The 18,688-nt window shown below is 67.3% G+C and carries 9 protein-coding genes and 1 pseudogene; 7 read left to right on the top strand and 3 right to left on the bottom strand.

Translation table 11 applies throughout. The annotated features are described in order from the left end of the window. The first annotated feature begins 98 nt into the window (after window positions 1-98). Window positions 99-629, top strand: coding sequence for an Rv1363c family protein (locus ACOQFL_RS03825; protein WP_435542678.1), 531 nt, complete (start codon window positions 99-101; stop codon window positions 627-629). Between the two features lie 89 nt (window positions 630-718). Beyond that, on the top strand, window positions 719-1,825 hold the full coding sequence (locus ACOQFL_RS03820; protein ID WP_435542677.1) for a hypothetical protein: 1,107 nt from the start codon (window positions 719-721) through the stop codon (window positions 1,823-1,825). A 158-nt stretch (window positions 1,826-1,983) separates the two neighbouring features. On the opposite strand, the gene ACOQFL_RS03815 is transcribed toward ACOQFL_RS03820, so the two are convergent. Further along, window positions 1,984-5,274, bottom strand: a complete 3,291-nt coding sequence (locus ACOQFL_RS03815) for a CHAT domain-containing protein (RefSeq protein ID WP_435542676.1) — start codon at window positions 5,272-5,274, stop codon at window positions 1,984-1,986. Between the two features lie 844 nt (window positions 5,275-6,118). Between ACOQFL_RS03815 and rpoB the strand changes: the two genes are divergently transcribed. Together rpoB and ACOQFL_RS03805 are read left to right on the top strand one after the other, a co-directional pair. Continuing rightward, on the top strand, window positions 6,119-9,601 hold the full coding sequence (gene rpoB / locus ACOQFL_RS03810; protein WP_435542675.1) for a DNA-directed RNA polymerase subunit beta: 3,483 nt from the start codon (window positions 6,119-6,121) through the stop codon (window positions 9,599-9,601). A gap of 93 nt (window positions 9,602-9,694) precedes the next feature. Beyond that, complete coding sequence (locus tag ACOQFL_RS03805; RefSeq protein ID WP_435542674.1) at window positions 9,695-13,606, top strand: DNA-directed RNA polymerase subunit beta'; 3,912 nt, start codon at window positions 9,695-9,697, stop codon at window positions 13,604-13,606. Between the two features lie 516 nt (window positions 13,607-14,122). Here ACOQFL_RS03805 and ACOQFL_RS03800 read toward each other — a convergent pair. Next, entirely contained in the window at window positions 14,123-14,641 is a 519-nt protein-coding gene (locus ACOQFL_RS03800) for a DUF6319 family protein (protein ID WP_435542673.1), read from the bottom strand. 147 nt (window positions 14,642-14,788) lie between these two features. After that, the gene (gene pdxR / locus ACOQFL_RS03795) at window positions 14,789-16,207 is read right to left on the bottom strand and encodes a MocR-like pyridoxine biosynthesis transcription factor PdxR (RefSeq protein WP_435542672.1); all 1,419 of its coding nucleotides are present in this window, start codon (window positions 16,205-16,207) and stop codon (window positions 14,789-14,791) included. A gap of 45 nt (window positions 16,208-16,252) precedes the next feature. Between pdxR and ACOQFL_RS03790 the strand changes: the two genes are divergently transcribed. The 3 genes and pseudogenes from ACOQFL_RS03790 (at window position 16,253) to tnpB (ending at window position 18,666) form a co-directional block, all read left to right on the top strand. Beyond that, entirely contained in the window at window positions 16,253-16,738 is a 486-nt protein-coding gene (locus ACOQFL_RS03790) for a carboxymuconolactone decarboxylase family protein (RefSeq protein WP_435542671.1), read from the top strand. 30 nt (window positions 16,739-16,768) lie between these two features. Continuing rightward, window positions 16,769-17,338: pseudogene (locus ACOQFL_RS03785) on the top strand (IS607 family transposase). Then, window positions 17,335-18,666 (top strand): IS607 family element RNA-guided endonuclease TnpB, encoded by a 1,332-nt coding sequence (gene tnpB / locus ACOQFL_RS03780; protein WP_435542670.1) that lies wholly within the window; start codon window positions 17,335-17,337, stop codon window positions 18,664-18,666. The pseudogene ACOQFL_RS03785 and the gene tnpB overlap by 4 nt, the downstream one beginning before the upstream one ends. Window positions 18,667-18,688: the final 22 nt, after the last annotated feature.

Below are 18,688 nucleotides of genomic sequence, written 5' to 3'. Positions count from 1 at the left end.
ACACCGGAGCGACAGCGCGAAACAGTGGACGGGCGCGGTGTCCCGGTCGCAGATCGGGACACCGCGCCGGTTCATCACTCGTTCGGGAAGGGACTCTTATGAAATCGGCGGTCTCGGCACTGCTGCGGCCCCGCCGCTGGCGGATGGTGCCGGTGGCGGTGGTGCTGCTCGTCGCGAGCGTGCTCTCGGCGGGTGGGTTCGGGGTTTCCTGGGCGCTCGCGGCCAACGACTCCGACGTGGAGCTGGCGGGCACCCGGGATCGTGTGTTGCGCGCCGGAAGACAGGCGGTGATCAATTTCAACTCGATCGACCACCGCAGGGTGAAGCAGGACATGCGGCGTGCGATCGACGGCACCACCGGGCCGCTGCGTGAGGTGCTCAAGGGCAGCCGGGAGCAGCGTGTCGAGCAGGTGACCAAGGCCAAGTCGGTCACCGAGGCCGAGATCCTGGCCTCGGCCCTGACCGAGTTGAACACGCGGCAGGGCAAGGCCCGGATGATCGCCAGCTACAAGATCACCAAGACCGAGGACGGTGGTAAGCCGACCACCAGCCGTTGGCGGGTCAGGGCCGAACTCACCAGGACCGACGGGCAGTGGAAGCTGAATCGGATGACCCCGAGCGCGGGGTGAGCGGTGCCGCCCGGCACCGCTCGGCATCGATCCGGCACGGCCGCCACCAGACCGGCCGGTAACGCAGTTTTCGTGCAAGGAGAACACCCGTGAGCAACTCTCGCCGTCCCGCAGGCCGAGGCCGAGGCGGTTCCGCCGCGCGCAAACCGCGCGTGGCCGGTGCGCGCAACCGTGCCGCGAGCAGTGGCGACACCCGAACGTCCGATGTCGTCGGTGACGCCGCTGCCGAAGCACCCGGTGAGGTGTCGACCGAGGAGCCCGTCACCGCCGGTGCGGTGGATGCGGCTCCCACCGAGACCGTGTCACCGGTGACTTCCTCCGGGGCGAGTGTGTCGGAGGCCACCACGGAGTTACCCGCAAAGGAGACGGAGTTACCCGCGGCGGCAGGGGGAGCGGACGCCGTGCCCGGATCGGCCCCGGATGACCTCACCACCCGGGACGAGCTCGCCACGCGGGACGAGCCCGCCACGCGGGACGCTCCCGCCACACCGGAGGGTTCCACGAGTCCGGAGGGCGCCACGAGCCCGGAGGACGAGGCCGCCGAACAGCATCACGATGCACTCTCCGCCCACGAGGGGGAGGCCCTCGACTCGGACGGCAGCGGTTCGGACGCTCCGGACACGGATGGCAGTGATCCGAAGGAGCCCGCCAGTGGTGCCGGGGCAGCCACCGGGAGCGGTTCGGTACGGAGCAGCCGGAAGGTGCTCACGGCCGTGCTGCTGGCGCTGACCGTGGGCTTCGCCGGGCTGGCCTGCTGGTTCCAGTACTCCGCTCACTCGTTGCGGCACGGTGGCGCGGCAGCCAATCGGGCCCTGGTGGACGAGTCGGCTACCAGCGAAGTGAAGGGCCAGGTCGGCAAGGCCGTGGAGAAGATCTTCTCCTTCGACTACTCCAACATGGACAAGACCGAGCAGGCGGCGGGCAATGTGCTGGTCGGCGATTCGGTCGAGCAGTACGACAAGATGTTCGAAACGGTGCGCGAGCAGGCGCCGAAACAGAAGATGGTGCTGACCACCACCGTCGCCGAGTCCGGGGTGACGATGTTGCAGGACGGGCGTGCCGAGGTCCTGCTTTTCGTCAACCAGAACGCCACCCGCACCGGGAGCGGGGAGGGCGGTGTCTACCCGGCGCAGCTCAGCGTGGTCGCGGTGAAACGCGATGGCCAGTGGAAGATCAGTAGCATGACCCAGCTCTGACAACCCGTTACGGGGGCGGTTGGTAGGGATACCGCGCCGAAGCCCGGCGGCAGCGGGTCCGCACTTCCGGTGATTACGTGCCCGGACCCGCACAGTAGCCGGTTACGCGTCGATTTCGCGCGAAATCGACGCCCACGCCAGCTCAGCCGAACCGGCGCTCAGACCCCCACGTGGGTGTAGCCGGCCCAGAGCGTCGGTGCTTCCGGATAACGCCGCCGCAGTCGCCGTGTGGTCGCGTGCAGCACTTCCGCCGAGAACTCGGCCCGGAACTCGCCGTCGCGCGCCAGCTCCGCGTACAGCGCCGCCAGCACGTCCTCCGCCGGACCCCGGTGCATCGCCCACAGCGTGCTGATCACGTGCGCGAATCCGATGAAGGCGAAGGCCCCCGCCATCGTCAGCGCGGCAGCCGACGGGGTGTCCTTCGTTCTGCACCTGGCCAGGCAGAGGAACTTCGCGCCCCCGAAGTCGCGCTGCCCGATGTCGAGCAGATTCAGCGACCTGGCGCGGTCCTCCCGGTCCAGCACCAGCCCGGCGGCGGGCTGGGCGGCGTGCTGCGTGCTCGGTTCGCAGACGTGGATCAGTTGGTGATGGCCGAACGCGGCGAATACGTCGTCGGCGCTGTGGTCGGGTTCCGACATCACGGTCGCCGACGACCAGTGCCGTGCCGGGATCCTGCCCGGCTGCTCGGGGGTCCGCTCGTCGGAGGGCCCCGCGATCAGCGCCGTGTCGGCACCCGTCCGCTCCCGCCGCCGTTTGGTCGTCAGCAACACGCGCAGTCCCGGCGCGTGCGAGGAGACCACGCGGTCCAACGCGCTGTCTCCGGCGGTCGATGTCGCCGCGTGCAGCGGGAGAAAAGCCGCCGCGCCCTGCGTGCTCCACCACAGCCTGGGCCACCGCGCTCCCTGGGGCGGCGTGCGGGTGTATCCCATCCGTTCCAGCACCGGGCGCGTGACGTGCTGCCACAGCCAGTCCAGCGTTATACCGAGGGTTCGTTCGGTGTCGGCCGTGCGCTGTGCCTGCTGCGCCGCGTGCAGCATGGAGGCCGCGTGCTCCTCGGCCAGCTCCGGTGTCACACCGGGCAGCCTCACCACCAGAGCACGACCGCCGAAGACGATCACCGCGTCCGAACGGAACTCGCTCAGGTTGATCAGCACCACCGCGCCCTCGTCGGCGGCCGAGGCCAGGGTGGCGAACGGCCACGGCCGCATCCGATCATCGCCGGACTCGTTCCGGATCTCGCCGAGCAGCTCGTCCCAGGTGTCCGCCAGCCAGCGCCTGCGCCGCACATCGTCGATGACGTCCACCCCGCCGAGGATCGGTTCCTCCGGGTGCCGGTCCATCAGCCTGCGCAGCCGCACCGCGTCGGTGGCCAGATCCGGATGGGTCAGGTTGAGTTGCCCGAGCTCGCTTCCGGCGGGCATCAGCTCGGACAGCAGCGCCGCACGCCCGTGCTCCAGCAGCTCCACGGCCCGCTCCGGTTTGCCCACCTCGATCGCGCAGGCCGCCGCGTCGGCGGTCACATGAGCCCAGCGGCGTTGCACCGTCGGGGTCGCCACCGCGCGTTTACCCTGAGTGACCAGCGGAAGCAGCTCCACGGCCAGCGTGAACGATTCGAGGGCCTCGGACCAGCGGTGCGCCTGTGCCGCGAGCCTGCCGCACAGGTTGGCGGCCTTGAGTCGTTGATCGGCCGGGCCGGTCGGTAGCGTCGCCGCCTCGGTCAGCGTCTTGCGAGCCCACCGGTACAGCTTCCGCCTGCCCGTGCGGCGGTGCAGGGTTTGCAGTGCGCGGCCCAGATGGGTGGCGACCGTGACGCGCTCCGGCGCCGAGTCCGGCATGGCGATCAGTGCCCTGTCGAACATCTCGATCGCCGTTTCCAGCTCCTCGTTGCGCGAGTTCAGTCGGTGCTGGTGCGTGGCCACCACGCCGAGTTGCGCGTAGGCGGTGTACTGCGGCGCGGTGCGCTGCTCGGAGTCCTGCAGCGCCTCGCTGGCGGCGGCGTGCGCGCGATCCAGGTCGGACTGCTGGCCCGCCCGTTCGAACCGCGTGATCAGTGTGGAGGCCAGCGAGTTGAGGACCGCACAGCGCTTGGGCGCCGTGGTCTCGGCATCCAGCGCCGCCTCGCCCGCCGCCACGGCGGTGTCCAGCGCCGCGGTGTTGCCCGCGTGCAGGTAGTGCCTGCGGGCCAGCGCCCCGTAGCTCGCCAGCGCCACGGCACGGTTCGGGTCGTCGGTGGCCAGGTTGCGCATCACCGGGCTGATCGTCTTCAGCGCGCGGTAGAGATTGCCGGACTCGCCGCTGCTGTCCAGGTGCTCCACCGTGGCCGAGGTGAGGTTCCAGATCAGTTTGCCCAGCACCGGGTTGCCGGACTCCAGGTCGTCGAGCACCCCGAACAGCTCGTTGATCGCCGATTGCAGGTCGGTCAGGTCGCCCCGCTGGCGGTAGCGCAACCGCAGCGCCTCCGCGAACCGCAGCAGCATCCAACGGCGGTGCTGGCCGTCCGGAAGCATTCCCACGCCGGTGCGCAGGTACTTGATCCCCTCGTCGAGGTCGTTCGGATCGGTGGTCCGCTCGTGTCTGCGCAGCAGGGCCGAGCCGAGGCTGATCATCAGGTCCGGTCCGTCGGGGCGCTGCGCCCCGTCCTGGCCGCTCGATTCCCGTAGCGCGGCTTGGAAGACCTCGATCGACTCGTCGTCCGACTCGTTGTCGGCCGCGAGTCTGGCGTGCAGTTTCAGCGCGTTGCCCAGCCGGATCAGCGCGGTGTCCCGATGGCGCGGCACATCCGCCGCGTCGGCGTCCGTGCCCCCCGCCCTGGCCGTCCCGGTGCGTTCGACTCCGAGCCGCGCGACGTCGACCGCTTCGGCGGCCTGCTCGATCGATCCCTTGCGGCTGGCGCAGTCGGTCAGTGCGAGTGCAAGGTTGCTCAGGTAGAGGACCACGTCCGGGTCCTCCCCGCTCGCCGCCTCCGCGGCGGAGCGGTAGTAGGTAACCGCGTCCTCCAGGTGCGCGAGGTCACCGGAGGCGAGGTGCGCGAGCTGGGCGGCGCTTCCCAGGTTGTTGAGCACCCCGGGACGAGAGGGATCCTGTTCCGGCAGCGCTCCGGCCGTGGCGCGCAGCACCTCGGTGACCCAGGACAGTTCCTTGAAGTCGAAGGTGCTCATCATCCTGTTGAGCGCGGCCAACGCGTCCGCGTATCGCTGTTCGGCGTCCTGCTCCGCCGAGCGGGGAGCGGCGGAACGGGCGGCCGCCGAACGAGCGGCGGCCGTGCCCTGTGCGGGGGCTTGCTGTTGCGGCTGCTGGTGCCGCCTGCCCGGCTGTTCCGCCGCGGGGGGGTCCTCCGTTTCGTTGGTGAACCAGCTGTTGCCGGTGCCGCTCGCCCCCCGTTCCGGTGTCGGACGTTCGGTCCGGTCGTCTCGGGGCGTTCGGTCCTGCTGGTTCACCTGGTGGTCCATCCTGTTCTCCCGTGTCACCGCCGGTGCGAAACCGGGGCCGGCTCCTGGGTGCCGGCAGCGTCCATAGAGTAGGATCACGATTCCGCACGGTCACGTGTCGATCGTGCCATGCCCGCTGCTCGGTGCAGACGATACGAGCGCCCCGTGCGGCTCCGTCGGGGTATCGGTCAAAAATTCGCATCGATCGTCCGCACTGTGGGAACAGGCCACGTTTTTCCGGGGTTCGATTGCGGCCGGGAGCTCGGCCCGGTAGGGCAGCGGGCCGTATGTCGGGTAGCGGGTCGTGGGTGGGGCAGCGGAGCTGGTGGCCCGGGCAACGGGTGTGGTCTTGTCGGTGGCGGCGAAGGACTCGGGTACGTCGGGTGTGGATCCCGCTGCTGCCGCTCGCCGGAGGAGTGGTGTGCGGATGTTGTGACCCTGATCGCGGCGTAGAGTGACAGTAGCAGCGCACGGCGTGGTTCCTAACCACATCGAGTGATCCTGTTTTCCGTCGGGAGAGTGATGCGGCGTGGAGCTCTTGACTCACGGGCGCCGGGAGGTCACGCTTGTTCCCGGCAGACGCCGGAGCGGATGAGTCAGGGGATGACCCAGCGGGTGATGTGTTGATCATCAGGGAGGTCAGTGTTGGCCCCCTCTCGACAGCGGGCGAGACGCGCGCTAGACTGCTACGTTGCGCTGCCCGCATTTTCCGTTCCCTGGCCTGAGGACCCGATGATGCACCCCTGAGCTGGGGTTTTCCGGATTGCGGGCGCCATTGCACCCTTGACAGCCGTGCTATCCGGACACTTACATCCAACGCTCCGGAAGCGGTTGCAGCCAGTTCAGAGTCCCGGAAGGACGCATCTTGGCAGTCTCCCGCGCGACCAAGGTCTCTGCAGCTTCCAACTTCACGAGGGGGATCCCTGGGGCCCCCAGGCGGGTCTCATTCGAGAAGATCCGTGAGCCGCTGGAAGTACCAGACCTGCTCGATCTGCAGGTCCAATCCTTCGAATGGCTCGTCGGTGACGAGGCCTGGTTCCAGCGCCGGGTCGATGCCGGCGAGGAAATGCCCGTTGGTGGTTTGGGAGAGGTCCTCAACGAGATCTCCCCGATCGAGGACTTCTCGGGCTCCATGTCGCTGTCCTTTTCCGACCCGCGGTTCGACGAGGTCAAGGCCTCCATCGAGGAGTGCAAGGACAAGGACATGACCTACGCGGCTCCGCTGTTCGTCACGGCGGAGTTCATAAACCAGACTACGGGCGAGATCAAGAGCCAGACGGTCTTCATGGGGGACTTCCCCGTGATGAGCGACAAGGGCACCTTCATCATCAACGGCACCGAGCGTGTCGTGGTTTCGCAGCTGGTCCGTTCGCCCGGCGTTTATTTCGACCAGACCGTCGACAAGTCGACGGACAAGGACGTCTACAGCGCGAAGATCATCCCGAGTAGGGGTGCCTGGCTGGAGTTCGACGTCGACAAGCGCGACACCGTCGGTGTGCGGATCGATCGCAAGCGCAGGCAGCCGGTCACCGTCCTGCTCAAGGCGCTGGGATGGACCGCCGAGGGTATCCGCGAGCGGTTCGGCTTCTCCGAGACGATGCTGTCGACCCTGGAGAAGGACCACACCTCCGGCCAGGACGAGGCCCTGCTGGACATCTACCGCAAGCTTCGCCCCGGCGAGCCGCCGACGAAGGAGAGCGCGCAGACGCTGCTGGAGAACCTCTTCTTCAAGGAGAAGCGTTACGACCTCGCCCGCGTCGGCCGCTACAAGGTCAATAAGAAGCTCGGCATCGACCTGCCGTTCACCTCGGGCGTGCTCACGCACGACGACATCGCCACCACCATCGAGTACCTGGTTCGGCTGCACGCGGGCGAGAACTCGATGGGCTCGGAGGACAACGACGTCCCGGTCGAGCTCGACGACATCGACCACTTCGGTAACCGCAGGCTCCGCACCGTGGGTGAGCTGATCCAGAACCAGGTGCGGGTCGGCCTCTCCCGGATGGAGCGCGTCGTCCGCGAGCGCATGACGACCCAGGACGTCGAGGCGATCACCCCGCAGACGCTGATCAACATTCGCCCGGTCGTCGCCGCGATCAAGGAGTTCTTCGGCACCTCGCAGCTCTCCCAGTTCATGGACCAGACCAACCCGCTGGCCGGTCTGACGCACAAGCGCAGGCTCTCGGCACTGGGTCCGGGAGGTCTCTCCAGGGAGCGTGCGGGTGTCGAGGTTCGTGACGTCCACCCCTCGCACTACGGCCGGATGTGCCCGATCGAGACACCGGAAGGACCGAACATCGGTCTGATCGGTTCGCTGGCCACCTTCGGCCGGGTCAACCCGTTCGGGTTCATCGAGACGCCGTACCGCAAGGTCGTCGACGGTGTGGCCACCGACCAGGTGGACTACCTCACCGCCGACGAGGAGGACCGCTACACCAAGGCGCAGGCCAACACGCCGATCGACGACGACGGCAACTTCCTCGAGGACCGCGTGCTCGGTAGGCGCAAGGGCGGCGAGGTCGAGCTGCTCGCCCCCACCGAGATCGAGTACATGGACGTCTCGCCGCGTCAGATGGTCTCGGCGGCCACCGCGATGCTGCCGTTCCTGGAGCACGACGACGCCAACCGCGCCCTGATGGGTGCCAACATGCAGCGGCAGGCGGTTCCGCTGCTGCGCAGCGAGTCCCCGCTCGTCGGTACCGGCATGGAGCTCCGTGCCGCCGTCGACGCGGGCAACGTCATCACCGCCGAGAAGGCGGGTGTCGTCGAGGACCTGTGCGCCGACTACCTCACGGTCATGGACGACGACGGCAACCGGCGTACCTACCGGTTGCAGAAGTTCGCCCGCTCCAACCACGGGACCTGCATCAACCAGAAGCCCATCGTCAACGAGGGCGACCGGGTCGAGGCGGGTCAGGTCGTCGCCGACGGTCCCTCGACCGAGGACGGCGAGATGGCGCTGGGCAAGAACCTGCTCGTCGGCATCATGCCGTGGGAGGGGCACAACTACGAGGACGCGATCATCCTCTCCCAGCGGCTGGTGCAGGACGACGTGCTCACCTCGATCCACATCGAGGAGCACGAGGTCGACGCCCGCGACACCAAGCTGGGCTCCGAGGAGATCACCAGGGACATCCCGAACGTCTCCGAGGACGTGCTCTCCGACCTCGACGAGCGCGGCATCGTCCGCATCGGCGCCGAGGTCCAGGGCGGCGACATCCTCGTCGGCAAGGTCACTCCCAAGGGCGAGACCGAGCTGACCCCGGAGGAGCGGCTGCTCCGCGCGATCTTCGGTGAGAAGGCCAGGGAGGTCAGGGACACCTCGCTGAAGGTGCCGCACGGTGAGACCGGCAAGGTCATCGGCGTCCGCGTGTTCAACCGCGAGGAGGACGACGAACTCCCGCCCGGGGTCAACGAGCTCGTCCGGGTCTACGTGGCCCAGAAGAGCAAGATCCAGGACGGTGACAAGCTCGCCGGTAGGCACGGCAACAAGGGTGTTATCGGCAAGATCCTGCCGATCGAGGACATGCCGTTCACCAAGGACGGCACCCCGATGGACATCATCCTCAACACCCACGGTGTGCCGCGGCGTATGAACATCGGGCAGGTCCTGGAGACCCATCTCGGCTGGATCGCCTCGCAGGGGTGGTCGATCGACGGGGATCCGGACTGGGCGAACAAGATTCCCGAGGAGCTCTACGACGTCGAGCCGGGTACCAAGACGGCCAGCCCGGTCTTCGACGGTGCTCGCGAGGAGGAGATCACCGGTCTGCTGTCGTCGACGAGGCCGAACCGCGACGGGGAGCGTGTCGTGGACGGCGACGGCAAGGCGATGCTGATCGACGGGCGCAGTGGGGAGCCGTACCCGCACCGCGTGGCGGTCGGCTACATGTACATCCTCAAGCTGCTGCACCTGGTGGATGACAAGATCCACGCACGGTCGACCGGGCCGTACTCGATGATCACCCAGCAGCCGCTGGGCGGTAAGGCCCAGTTCGGTGGCCAGCGCTTCGGTGAGATGGAGTGCTGGGCGATGCAGGCCTACGGTGCCGCCTACACGTTGCAGGAACTGCTGACGATCAAGTCCGACGACGTGCTCGGTCGCGTCAAGGTCTACGAAGCGGTCGTCAAGGGTGAGAACATCCCCGAACCGGGTATTCCGGAGTCGTTCAAGGTGCTGCTCAAGGAGTTGCAGTCGCTGTGCCTGAACGTCGAGGTGCTCTCCAGCGACGGTGCCGCCATCGAGATGCGGGACGGTGACGACGAGGATCTCGAACGCGCGGCGGCCAACCTCGGCATCAACCTGTCCAAGAACGAGGCCCCCTCGGTCGACGACGTCGTCAACTGACCTCGTCGCCGGTTCGCGGAAGCCCGTCGCGGCCTCCGCGAACCGGCCCCACGTCCACCCGGCTACACACCCAACAAAGGGAGAAGATCCGACGTGCTTGACGTCAACTTCTTCGACGAACTCCGTATCGGACTGGCGACCGCCGATGAGATCCGCCAGTGGTCGTACGGCGAGGTCAAAAAACCCGAGACCATCAACTACCGCACCCTCAAGCCGGAAAAAGACGGCCTGTTCTGCGAGAAGATCTTCGGTCCCACCCGGGACTGGGAGTGCTACTGCGGCAAGTACAAGCGAGTCCGGTTCAAGGGCATCATCTGTGAACGCTGCGGTGTCGAGGTAACTCGTGCCAAGGTGCGGCGTGAGCGCATGGGCCACATCGAGCTCGCCGCCTCGGTTACGCACATCTGGTACTTCAAGGGTGTGCCGAGCAGGCTCGGTTACCTGCTCGACCTGGCCCCCAAGGATCTCGAGAAGATCATCTACTTCGCGTCGTACGTGATCACCTCGGTCAACACCGAGATGCGGCACAACGACATGCCGACGCTGGAGAGCGAGATCGGCGTCGAGCGCAAGAACATCGCCGACCAGCGTGACTCCGATCTGGAGGCGCGGGCCCAGAAGCTCGAGTCGGATCTCGCCGAGCTCGAGACCGAGGGCGCCAAGAGCGACGTCCGCCGCAGGGTCAAGGAGAGCGGCGAGCGCGAGATGCGCCAGATTCGCGAGCGGGCGCAGAAGGAGATCGACCGGCTCGACGAGATCTGGGAAACCTTCACCAAGATGGAGCCTCGCCAGCTGATCTCGGACGAGTCGCTCTACCGCGAGCTCTACGACCGCTACGGCGAGTACTTCACCGGCGGCATGGGTGCCGAGTCGATCGAGGCCCTGCTCGCCAACTTCGACATCGACGCCGAGGCGGAGGGACTGCGCGAGGTCATCCGCAACGGCAAGGGACAGAAGAAGCTGCGTGCCCTCAAGCGGCTGAAGGTCGTCGCCGCGTTCCAGACGACCAAGAACAACCCGCAGGGCATGGTGCTGGGCGCGATCCCGGTGATTCCGCCGGACCTGCGCCCCATGGTGCAGCTCGACGGTGGGCGCTTCGCGACCTCCGATCTCAACGACCTCTACCGCAGGGTCATCAACCGCAACAACCGCCTCAAGCGTCTGATCGACCTCGGCGCTCCCGAGATCATCATCAACAACGAGAAGCGGATGCTGCAGGAGTCGGTGGACGCGCTGTTCGACAACGGCAGGCGCGGCCGTCCGGTCAGCGGCCCGGGCAACCGGCCGTTGAAGTCGCTGTCCGACCTGCTCAAGGGTAAGCAGGGCCGTTTCCGGCAGAACCTGCTCGGTAAGCGTGTGGACTACTCCGGCCGTTCGGTGATCATCGTCGGTCCGCAGCTGAAGCTGCACCAGTGTGGTCTGCCGAAGGAAATGGCGGTCGAGCTGTTCAAACCGTTCGTCATGAAACGGCTGGTCGACCTCAACCACGCGCAGAACATCAAGTCCGCCAAGCGGATGGTCGAGCGACAGCGACCGCAGGTCTGGGACGTGCTCGAGGAGGTCATTTCCGAGCACCCGGTGTTGCTCAACCGTGCGCCCACGCTGCACCGGCTGGGTATCCAGGCGTTCGAGCCGCAGCTGGTGGAGGGCAAGGCGGTGCAGCTGCACCCCTTGGTCTGCGAGGCGTTCAACGCCGACTTCGACGGTGACCAGATGGCGGTTCACCTGCCACTGTCCGCCGAGGCCCAGGCCGAGGCCAGGGTGCTGATGCTGTCCAGCAACAACATCCTCTCGCCCGCTTCGGGACGTCCGCTGGCCATGCCGCGACTGGACATGGTCACCGGGCTGTACTACCTGACCCGCCAGATCGACGGTGCCACCGGTGAGGGGCACGCCTTCTCCTCGTACGACGAGGCGTTGATGGCCCACGACCGGGGATCGCTCGATCTGCAGGCGATGGTCCGGATCCGGATGAACGACATCGTCCCGACCAAGGAGGACACGCCCGAGGACTGGGAGCCCGGCAGCTCGATGACGCTGCGGACCACCCTCGGCCGCGTGATGTTCAACGAGCTGCTGCCCGCGGACTATCCGTTCGTGAACCGGCTGCTACCGAAGAAGGCCCAGGGTGCGATCGTCAACGATCTCGCCGAGCGCTACCCGATGGTCTCGGTCGCCCAAACGCTGGACAAGCTCAAGGACGCGGGCTTCTACTGGGCCACCCGGTCCGGTGTCACCACCGCGATCTCCGACGTGATCGTTCCGCCGAACAAGAAGGAGATCCTCGACTCCTACGAGGAGAAGGCGGACCAGGTGGAGAAGCGCTACCGGCGCGGTGCGCTCTCCCACGAGGAGCGCAACGCCGAGCTGGTCAAGGTCTGGAACGCGGCCAAGGACGACGTCTCCGAGGCGATGGAGAACAACTTCCCGGACGACAACTCGATCAACATGATCGTGAAGTCCGGCGCCGCCGGGAACATGTCCCAGGTGGTACAGCTCGCCGGTATGCGTGGGCTGGTCTCCAACCCCAAGGGTGAGTACATCCCGCGCCCGATCAAGACCAACTTCCGGGAAGGCCTGTCGGTGCTGGAGTACTTCATCTCCAACCACGGTGCCCGCAAGGGTCTGGCCGACACCGCGCTGCGTACCGCCGACTCGGGGTACCTGACCCGTCGTCTGGTCGACGTCTCGCAGGACGTGATCGTGCGCGAGAACGACTGCGGCACCGACCGCGGTATCCGGATGCCGATCGGCGAGACCACGCCGGACGGCAAGCTGGTCCGCGAGCAGCACGTCGAGACCAGCGTGTACGCCCGGATGACCGCCGAGGACGTCACCGACTCCGACGGCAACATCCTGCTCACCAGGGGCTCGGACCTGGGTGATCCCGCCATCGAGACGCTGATCTCGGCCGGCGTGAGCACCGTGCGGGTCCGCAGCGTGCTGACCTGCGAATCCGGTTCGGGAGTCTGCTCCTACTGCTACGGCCGGTCCATGGCCACCGGCAAGCTCGTCGACGTCGGCGAGGCGGTCGGCATCGTGGCCGCCCAGTCCATCGGTGAGCCGGGTACGCAGCTGACCATGCGTACCTTCCACCAGGGCGGTGTCGGTGGCGACGACATCACGGCCGGTCTGCCGCGTGTGCAGGAGCTGTTCGAGGCCAGGCTGCCGAAGGGCAAGGCGCCGATCGCCGACGCCTCCGGACGGGTCCGGTTGGAGGACAACGACCGCTACTGGAAGATGACGCTCACCCCGGACGACGGCGGTGAGGACATCGTCTACGACAAGCTGTCCAAGCGGCAGCGGCTCGCGGTGCTCAACGTGGGCGGCACGGAACGCCAGCTTGAGGACGGTGACCACGTCGAGGTCGGGCAGCGGCTCATGGAGGGTGCGGTCGATCCGCACGAGATCCTGCGTGTGCTCGGCCCGCGGGAGGCACAGCTGCACCTGGTCCGCGAGGTGCAGGAGGTCTACCGCTCGCAGGGTGTGGGCATCCACGACAAGCACGTGGAGGTCATCGTCCGGCAGATGCTGCGTCGTGTGATCATCATCGACTCCGGCGCCACCGAGTTCCTGCCCGGTTCGCCGGTCGAGCGGGCGCAGTTCGAGTCGGAGAACCGTCGCGTGGTCTCCGAGGGCGGCGACCCCGCCTCCGGCCGTCCGGTGCTGATGGGTATCACCAAGGCATCGCTGGCCACCGAGTCGTGGCTGTCGGCGGCATCCTTCCAGGAGACCACCAGGATCCTGACCAACGCCGCGATCGAGGGCGCCAGCGACAAGCTGATCGGTCTGAAGGAGAACGTCATCATCGGTAAGTTGATCCCGGCCGGTACCGGTATCAACAAGTACCGCAACATCCAGGTGCAGCCGACCGAGGAGGCACGGGCCGCGGCCTACGCGATCCCGTCCTATGACGACGGCTACTACGCGCCGGACGTGTTCGGCCCGGGTACCGGTGCCGCGGTGCCGCTGGACGACTTCGACTTCGGTCGCGACTACCGCTGACGCGAAACGGTGCGTCGAGCCGGAAGTGTTCGGCGCACCGTCCGGTCAGGCTCCCTGCTCGTCTCCTCCGAGCAGGGAGCTTTTTTTCGAAAGGGTGGCGACTTGCGTGGCCGGCCGGTGCCGGTGGCGGAACCTCACGGGCCGTCTCGCTGCGGGATCCTCGACATCGAGTAGTTACTACGCCACGTCGAGGCTGTCCTCGCGAGACGACCCGTGAGAACCCGCGGCGGTGCAAGCCGTGTACTCGTAAGTGGTCGGCGTCGCTCGATCCGTCAATTTCTCGCGAAATCGCCGTGCCCTCGACGCAGTGCCGAACTCCCACCACTTCCGCGGGCCGCACTCCGACCACCCTCGCGGTCGGCGCCGCCGCGGGTTCTCCGGTGCGGCTCTCGCGAGGAAGGCCCGACGTTGTGTAGTCAACTACCCGATGTCGGGCCTCCCCGGAGCGAGAGCCGTGCCAGAGGTTCCGCCAGGCGAGCCCCTCCGCAACTGAGCCGGAAACGCTCGAACCGGAGGTCAGCCCTCCAGCTCCTCCAGGGTCTTGCGCACCCGCTGCAGCTCCGCCTCCAGCTCTGCCAGCCTGGCCTCGTGCTGCTGGCGGGCCTCGGAAAGCACCGACTCGATCGCTTCCGAGATGTCGTCGTGCAGTTCACCGGCCGCCTTGGAAACGGATGAGGCGGCGATCGGGAGTCCCTGCACGATCTTCTTGCCCGCGTGCGTCAGATCGGCCTGCCACTCGCCCTCGGCGGTTCCGCTGACCGTCAGGGTCAGTTCCACCTGACGTGTCTTGCGCGCACCGGTCTGCTTGCGCCCCTTGGTCTTTTTCTGGGTGCCCTGTTCCGCGTTGCCGTTGCTCGCCTCGGCGTTCTCGGCTCCCCGTTCAGTGTCACCTTGTTCAGTGTCACCCCGCTCCGTATCGCCCTGTTCAGCGGCGCCCTGGGTGGTGACGTTCGGTTCGCTGGTGGGCTGTTCCTGCTCCGGAGCGTCCTGCCCGGTGGTGGGCTGCTCGGCGGTCACGTCTTGCTGTTCGGTCACGTTTCCTCTCTCGGTCACACCGGCGAAAAAGATCAGGATAGAACGTCTGTTCGATACTGCTTCGTGCGGTACTGCCGCAGTCACGGCGGGAACCGGCTACCACAGCCAATGCCCCCGAGTCCCTCGTCGTGCCTCCGAACTTCCGGTTCAGCTCTCCGACAAGGCACGTAACAACGTTCGCAGCGCAGGCCCGAACGCGTGTCCCGGGGGAGCGGCGTAGCCGATCACCAGACCCTCCTGCTGCCGCCGCCCGTCCATCCAGTGTTCGGCCAGCCCCTCAACCGCCACGGAATGCCGACGCAGTCGTCGCAGCACCCGTTGTTCGGAAAGCCCTTCCGGATCCAGTCGCAGCGTCAGGTGCAGGCCTGCCGCGATCCCCGCGGGATACAGCTCGTGGCGCACCTTCGATTCGGTGAGCGCGGCCACGATCCGCCGTCGACGTCGTTCGTAACCGGCCCGGCAGCGCCGCACGTGTTGATCGTAGCTTCCGGAACGCAGCATCTCGGCCAGGGTGAGTTGTTCCGTCACCGGGGGCGTCCTGTCTCCGTCCGCCTTGCGTTCGCGCACCGGCTCCACCAGACGCTCCGGCAGTGCCAGCCAGGCGAGCCGAAGTCCCGGTGCCAGGGTTTTGCTCGCCGTTCCGGCGTAGATCACCTGACGTGGTGCCGATCGTTGCAGCGCCCCGACCGGTTCGCGGTCGAACCGGAACTCCCCGTCGTAATCGTCCTCGACGATCAGCCTGTCCTCGGCTCGCGCGAGCCTGCTCAGCTCGGCGCGCCGTGCCGCGGACATGGTCATGCCCAGGGGGTACTGGTGTGCCGGTGTGACCACCACGACCGGACTGTGCGAACCACGCGGATCGAAGCCGGCTCCGTCCAGCGGAATTCCGTTCACCCGCAGACCCGCCTCTCCCACGATCCCGCGCAGCTTCGGCAGCGACGGGTCCTCGAAATCCACCGAGGACGTTCCGTGTCGCAGCAGCACCTCCGCGAGTACCCGCAGCGCCTGGCCGTAACCGCCGAACACGGCGATCCGTTCCGGTGAGGTGCGGACTCCTCGAACCCTCCCCAGGTACTCGGCCAACGCCTCGCGCAGCAGCGGATGGCCCGCCGGGTGGCCGTAGTCGAGCTCGGCGGCGGGGACGTGGCGGAGCGCGCGTTGCTGGGCGGTCAGCCAGTCGGCACGCGGGAACATGCTCAGGTCCGGTTTCCCGGGGCGCAGGTCCCAGCGGAGTTCGGTGGGGCGTCGGACAGGTGACTCCCCGGTGTGCCTGCGTATCGGGGACTCGGTGGTGGCGACGACGGTCGAGGCCCCCTGTCGGGTGAGGAGCAGCCCTTCGGCCACGAGCAGTTCGTAGGCACGAGTGACGGTGCCCCGGGACACTCCGAGGTCGGTGGCCAGGTGCCGGGTGGAGGGAACTCTGCTTCCGGGAGGGAGTCTGTCCTCCCGGATAGCTGTTCGCAGCGATGCGGCCAGCTCGCTGCTGCCCACTCTCGCCTCCGGGGCCAGGTGTAGGTCGATGCTGCCCGGGCCGGAGCGCTCCGAACTGGACCTGTCGTCACGCATCGAACTGGACCATATCCGCGTCCCGCGAGTACATAGATTCGCACCATGACCGAACAACGCATGAACCTCGCCGAATCCACCCCCGAGGTCTACCGAGCGATGCGCGACCTGGAGCAGTCGATCCAGCAGGAGCTGAAGCGAGCGGGGGTGGAGAAGGAGATCTACGAACTGGTCAAGATTCGGGCGTCGCAGCTCAACGGCTGCGCGTTCTGTCTGGACATGCACCTGTCGGACTCGCGTGAGCTCGGCATCGCCCAACAGCGGCTCGACGTGCTGCCCGCTTGGCGGGAGGTGGGGCTGTATTCCGAGCGGGAACGCGCCGCGCTGGAGCTGGCCGAGGCGATCACCCTCGTGAGCGAGAGCCACGTCGACGACGAGGTGTGGCAGCGGGTGCGTGGCACATTCTCCGAGGCGGAGGCGGCCGTGTTGATATGGGCCGCCACGGGCATCAACGTCTGGAACCGGCTGGCGATAGCCTCGCGCGCGCAGCCGCCGCGACGGGGGTCGAAAACCGTTCGGGCGTCTGAGTAATTACGTGTCACTCTGCGCTAAACTGTTCCCATGAAGCTGAAGGAGTGGGCGCGGGAACAGGGTGTTTCCTACCGGACCGCGTTGAACTGGTTCCACGCGGGAACTCTGCCCGCGCCCGCTCGTCAGCTGTCCACCGGCACGATCCTGGTCGAACCGCCCACGGTTGAGACCGGGCGGACGGTGGCGTACTGCCGGGTTTCCAGCGCGGATTAGCGCGACGACCTGGACCGGCAAGCTGGACGAGTAGCCCAAGAGTGCGCTCGCCGTGGTCTCGCACTAGATTCCACGGTCACCGAGATCGGGTCCGGGTTGAACGGCAACCGGCAGAAACTGCGGAAGCTGCTCGCTACCCCCGAGGCAACCACCATCGTGGTGGAACACCGCGACCGGCTGGCCCGATTCGGTGTCGAACACATCGAAGCCGCCCTGTCCGCCCAGTCCCGCCGAATCGTCGTACTCAACGACGCCGACGTGGAAGACGACCTGGTGGGCGACATGACCGAAGTACTCACGTCGATGTGCGCCCGCTTGTACGGGCGCTGGTCGGCGGCCAAGCGGGCGAAAGCAGCACTGAAGGCGGCGGAGGTGCCGCCGCGATGACCACGGTGTTGCAGGTGTACCAATTCGCGCTCGACCCGACCGGGCAGCAGCAGGCCATGTTGTCGTCGCACTGCGGCGCGGCACGGTTCGCCCACAACTGGGGCCTGGCCCAGGTCAGGGCCGTGCTGAACCAGCGGGAAGCCGAACGCTCCTACGGCGTGCCCGAATCCGAGTTGACGCCGAGCCTGAACTGGTCGGCCTATTCCCTGCGCAAAGCCTGGAACGCCGCGAAGGACGAGGTGGCCCCGTGGTGGGGCGAGAACTCGAAAGAGACCTACGCCTCCGGGCTGGCGAACCTCGCGACCGCGCTGGACAACTGGAACAAGTCACGGACGGGCACGCGCGCCGGGGCCAAGATGGGGTTTCCCCGGTTCACGTCCAAACGTCACCGCTTGTCGTGCCGGTTCTCCACCGGTTCGTTCGGGCTGTCCGAGTCGGATCGGCGGCATGTGCAGCTGCCCCGCATTGGGCTCGTGCGCACGCACGAATCCACCCGCAAACTCGCCCGGCACGTCGAGCGCGGCACCGCCCACATCCGCTCGGCCAGGGTGAGCTTTCATCGGGGCCGGTGGCACGTGTCGTTCTCCGTCGAGATCACCAAGACCGAACCTGAGCCCGCGGTCAAGGGCGGGACGGTCGGCGTTGACCTCGGGGTGAAGTCCCTGGCGGTGCTGTCCACCGGGGAAATCATCGCCAACCCGAAGCACCTCGACGTAGCGCAGCGGGAGTTGCGCCGGTTGCAGCGTCGGGCCGCCCGCCAGCAGGGCCCGGACAAGCGCACCAAGCGCACACCGTCGAACCGGTGGCGCAAGACCCAAGCGCGCATCGCCAAGCTGCACACCGCCGTGGCGAACGCGCGCCGCGACGGGCTGCACAAGCTCTCCACCCGACTCGTGGCCGAGTTCGACACCGTCGTGGTGGAAGACCTCCACGTGGCCGGGATGGTGCGCAACCGCCGGTTGGCTCGCGCCCTCTCCGGTGTCGGCATGGGCGAGCTGCGTCGCCAGCTCGACTACAAAACCAGCTGGTCAGGCCGCGATCTGGTGGTGGCCGACCGGTGGTATCCCAGCTCGAAGACCTGCAACGACTGTGGTGCGGTGAAAGCCAAACTGCGCCTGTCCGAGCGGACATTCACCTGCGATCACTGCGGCTACACCGCTGATCGCGATCTCAACGCGGCCCGCAACCTCGCAGGCCTGGCCTCCTCCCCGAGTTGCGGGGCGACGAAAAACGAGCCCACTGGAAACCCACGTAAGACCAGCCCCGCCGGCCACGGGTACCGCCACGGGAAGACCCCGCCCCAACGGGCCGGGGCCAACGCCGCGTAGCAATACGACGGCTCAGGAACGT

The organism is Actinopolyspora sabaoui, assembly GCF_051225635.1.
Classification (GTDB): Bacteria; Actinomycetota; Actinomycetes; order Mycobacteriales; family Pseudonocardiaceae; genus Actinopolyspora.
The sequence above is the reverse complement of the archived record's forward strand: the minus strand, read 5'-3'. Positions and strand labels throughout refer to the sequence as shown.